Consider the following 4,686-nt stretch of genomic DNA (forward strand, 5'->3'; position numbering starts at 1 on the left):
CAGGACCGTTCGGCGCGGTCAGTCCGTTCGACTCGCCGTCCTGATTCACCGCGGAGCCGCGCACCACCGCGAGCACCGGGTGGCCGCGACGTTGCGCTTCGGAGAGCCGTTCCAGCAGTAGCAGCCCGACGCCCTCGGCCCATCCGGTCCCGTCCGCTGCCGCCGCGAAGGCCTTGCAGCGGCCGTCGGCCGACAGGCCCCGCTGCCGGGAGAACTCCACGAATCCCTGCGGCGAGGTCATCACCGTCACTCCACCGGCGAGTGCCAGGTCGCACTCGCCCGCGCGCAGTGACCGCGCGGCCAGGTGCAGGGCCACCAGGGACGACGAGCAGGCCGTGTCGACGGTGACAGCCGGACCCTCGAAACCGAATGTGTAGGAGATCCGGCCCGACGCGACACTACTTGCGTTACCGATATTCAGGTAGCCTTCCAATGTCTCGGGTATCCGGTTCAGGCGGGCGGCGTAGTCCTGCCCGTTCATACCGGCGAAGACCCCGGTATTCGTTCCGCGCAGCGACGACGGGTCGATACCAGCCCGCTCGAACACCTCCCATGCCGTCTCCAGCAACAACCGGTGCTGCGGATCGGTCGCCAACGCCTCCCGCGGTGAGATTCCGAAGAATTCGGCATCGAAATCGGCCACATTGTGCAGGAATCCGCCGTGCCGTGTGTAGGATCTACCGACCCGGTCCGGATCCGGGTCGAACAGTTCCTCGACATCCCAACCGCGGTCGGTCGGGAAGTCCGAGACCGCGTCCCTTCCGGCCGCGACCAGCTGCCACAGATCCTCCGGTGACTCCACCCCACCCGGTAGCCGGCAGGCCATTCCCACGATCGCGATCGGCTCCCGCTGCCCGGCCTGTGTCTCCCGCAGCTGTTCACGAGTCTCGTGTAGCTCGGCGGTCACCCGCCGCAGGAGGTATCGGATCTGATCGTCGCTCATGTTTCTACTTTCTTTCTTCTGTGGGACGGCGGTCAGGAGATTCCGAGTTCGTTACCGATGAAGCTGATGAGCTCGTCGTCGGTCGCGCCGGAGAGCGCGTCGGCGATCTCTGCCGCACCGGAAGCGCGGGCACCACCACTCCATACCGCAGCCAGTTCCTGGAGGCGGGCGGCTATCGCCGCCCGTGCCGGCTCATCCGCGGAAAGAGAGGAAAGAGAGGATTCCAGCGTGTTGATCGAGCTCAGGACCGCCGGCACCGTCGTGTTCGCCCGGGACAGCAGCTCCGAGCGCAGGTGGTCGACCAGCGTTGCGGGCGAGGGGTGGTCGAACACCACGGTGGTCGGCAGCCGCAACCCGGTCGCGGCGCTCAGGCGGTTGCGGAATTCCACCGCCGTGAGTGAGTCGAATCCCTGGTCGCGGAATGTCCGGGCAATGTCGACAGCGTCCCCGGATGCGTGCCCCTGTACTGCGGCGACCTGGGTCCGGACGAGTGTGAGGAGTATTTGCCGCTGCTGTGAATCGGGTACCCCGGTCAGCTGCCGGATCAGGCTCTCCGATGTTGCATCGGCCGGTTCGGCCGCATCGTCGCCGTCCGCCTCGCGGAGCGTCCGCGCGATCTCGGTGAGTTCGCTCAGCAGCGGGTTCCTCCGCGTCCGGAAGAATGTTTCCCAGGTGGCCTCGCAGATGACCAGATTGGTTTCCTCGTGGTCGAGTGCCTGCCCGAGAGCGGTGACAGCAAGTTCCGGTGCCATCGGGGAAAGTCCGTGGCGGCGGAACTGTTCGGAGATGTCGGGATCGGCGATGCCGTCGCCGCCCCAGTGCCCCCACGCTATCGATGTGGCGACCAGCCCGTGTGCCCGCCGGTGGTCGGCGAGGGCATCCAGGAATGCGTTACCCGGCGCATAGTTTCCCTGCCCGACGATACCGCAGACACCCGCGAGTGAGGAGAAGAGCACGAACGCCGACAGCTCCATTTCCCTGGTCAGTTCGTGCAGGTTCAGGGCACCTTGAGCCTTCACCCGCAGTACCCGGTCCATCTGCTGGGTGGTCAGGGATGAAAGCAGGGCGTCGTCGAGGACGGCCGCCGTGTGCACCACCGCGGTCAGCGGATACGCCGCGGGCACCGAGGCCAGCACGTCCGCGAGCGCGCCGCGGTCGGCCACGTCGCACGCGGCGATCGTGACCTTCGCGCCGAGAGCGTTCAGCTCAGCCTCCAGCCCGACCGAACCGGGGGCCTCGCGGCCTCGGCGGCTGATCAGCAACAGGTGTTCTGCACCGTTGCCCGCGAGCCAGCGCGCGACGTGACCGCCGAGCGCACCGGTTCCACCCGTGATCGCAACTGTGCCCCGCGGTTCCCAGCCGCCTGCCCGGGGCGCATCGTCCAGTGGCGCGCGCACCAGCCGCCGCGCGAGAAGACCGGATGGGCGGACGGCAACCTCGGTCTCGTCGCACAGCCCGCCGAGCGCGGTGGTCACCTGCGCCAGGACCTGTTCGTCCGCGGTCGCCGGCAGGTCGATCACACCGCCCCAGCGCCCCGGGCTCTCGGCGGCGAGGATCCCACCCAGACCCCACAGAAGCGCCTGAAGCGGATTGGTCACCGGATCGGACGGCCCGGTCGACACGGCTCCGCTGGTCGCGAACCACAGCGGCGCGCTGACGCCCGAGTCGTCGAGCGCCTGGATGAGCGCGACGTTGGCGGCAGCCCCCCACGGAACAGCCGCATGGACCGGATGAGGCTCCTCGGCCAGTGCCAGCAGCGAGAGCACACCGACTACCGGCCGGTCGGCTGAGGTCCCGGCACCGTCGCGGGTCTCGCCCAGATGTGCCGCCAGGCGTTGTCGATCGGAGTCCGCCGCGCTCACCACGATCTGGTGGATGTACGCACCCCGGTCGGCCAGAGCCCGGCTGACGGACCGCACCCGTTCGGTTCCGGTATGGCTGTCGGGAATCACCAGCAGCCAGGTTCCCGAGAGCGCTCCGGGGACCCGGCCATCGGTGGACACCCCGCGTACGGCCCGCCAGACAACGCGGTACCGCCAGGAGTCAACGGTGGCGTGGACACGGCGCTCGTCCCACCACGACGCCAGGGCGGGCAGCACGGCACCCAGCGAGGTCCGGCGTTCGGGGTCGGGGATGCTCAACGTGGCGGCCAGCCCGTCGAGGTCCTGACGTTCGACGGTTTCCCAGAAACGGGCGTCCACCAGGTCGCGTCGATCGACGCGGTCGGCCGACCCGGCAGTGTCCTGCGAGGAGTCCAGCCAGTACCGCCGGTGTTGGAAGGCGTACGTCGGCAGTTCCACCCGCTGCGGGTTCAGGCCGGCGAACACCGCCTCCCACTCGACCGCGACGCCGTGGATGCGGGCGTGGCCGAGAGCGGTGATCACGGTGACGGGTTCGGGGCGGTCGCGGCGTAGTACCGGGACGAGCGTCGGTGCCTTCCGCCCGTCCTGTTCGGTGAGCGATTCCTGCGCCATGGCGGTGAGCACGCCGTCCGGGCCGAGCTCGAGGTAGGTGGTGACGCCGAGGGCTTCCAACCGGCGGACGCCGTCGGAGAAGCGGACCGTGTGCCGGACGTGCCGTGTCCAGTATCCGGTGTCGCCCAGTTCTTCGGCGGTGGCGATTTCGCCGGTGAGGTTGGAGATGATCGGAATCACCGGCGGGGCGTAGGACAGACCATCGGCTATCCGGCGGAACTCGTCGAGCATCCCGTCCATCCGGGAGGAGTGGAAGGCGTGGCTGACCCGCAACCTCCTGGTCTTGCGTCCTCGGCCCTCGAAGGTGTCGGCGATCCGCAGGGCGTGTTCCTCATCGCCGGATATGACGATCGATCCGGGTCCGTTGACGGCGGCGATTCCCACGCGGTTTTCATGATCGGCCAGCGCGGCGAGCATCTCCTCCTCGCCCGCCTGGATGGCGATCATCGCGCCGCCGCTGGGAAGGGCCTGCATGAGCCGGGCGCGTGCGGCGACGAGCGTGGCCGCGTCGGGAAGGGTCAGGACGCCCGCGACGTGTGCGGCGGTGAGTTCGCCGATGGAGTGCCCGGCGAGGAAATCGGGTCGGATCCCCCAGGATTCGAGCAGTCGGAACAGCGCGACCTCGACCGCGAACAGCGCCGTCTGGGTGAACACCGTCCGGTGCAGAATTCCGGTGTCCCCGGTTGCGAACACGACATCGCGAATTTTATGATCAACATAACCGGCCAGGTGCCGGTCCAGTTCAGCGCACACCGTGTCGAACGCCTCGGCGTATACCGGGTACCTTCCGTGCAGCTGTCGTCCCATGCCGACCCGCTGGCTGCCCTGTCCGGTGAACAGGAAGGCCAACCTGCCCGTCCCTGCGGACGAGCCCGCGATCACATTCGGTGGGGTCTCGCCACGGGCCAGGGCGTCGAGACCGGCGGCGAAGCTCTCCCGGCTGTCGGCCACCACCACCGCGCGGTGCTCGAACAGTGCGCGTGTGGTGGCCAGGGAGTAGGCGACGTCGACCGGGTCAGGCCCGGCGTCACCGTCGATGAACGTTGCCAGCTGCCCGGCCTGGGCGCGAAGGGCTTCAGGCGATCGGGCGGACACGACCCACGGCAGAGCCATCGGGACGGGCGTGCCGGGTCCGGTCGTGGCCGGCGACGGGGCGACGGTGGTTTTCCGCGCGTCATCGTAGGCCGCTCCGGGGGATCGCGTCGGTCCAGGTTCTTCGGTGTCCGGGGCCTGTTCGAGGATGATGTGGGCGTTGGTGCCGCTGATGCC

Annotated in this window: 2 protein-coding genes; both read right to left on the bottom strand. The window is 68.8% G+C overall.

Going from position 1 to position 4,686, the window contains the following annotated elements; all coding sequences use genetic code 11:
* A partial coding sequence (locus NBW77_RS19135) for a beta-ketoacyl synthase N-terminal-like domain-containing protein (RefSeq protein WP_175324726.1) occupies positions 1-943 on the bottom strand: 943 nt, incomplete at its 3' end.
* 32 nt (positions 944-975) lie between these two features.
* The coding region (locus tag NBW77_RS19140) for an SDR family NAD(P)-dependent oxidoreductase (protein ID WP_250280105.1) at positions 976-4,686 on the bottom strand (3,711 nt) is incomplete at its 5' end.

The organism is Frankia sp. Cppng1_Ct_nod (assembly GCF_920656135.1).
Classification (GTDB): domain Bacteria; phylum Actinomycetota; class Actinomycetes; order Frankiales; family Frankiaceae; genus Protofrankia; species Protofrankia meridionalis.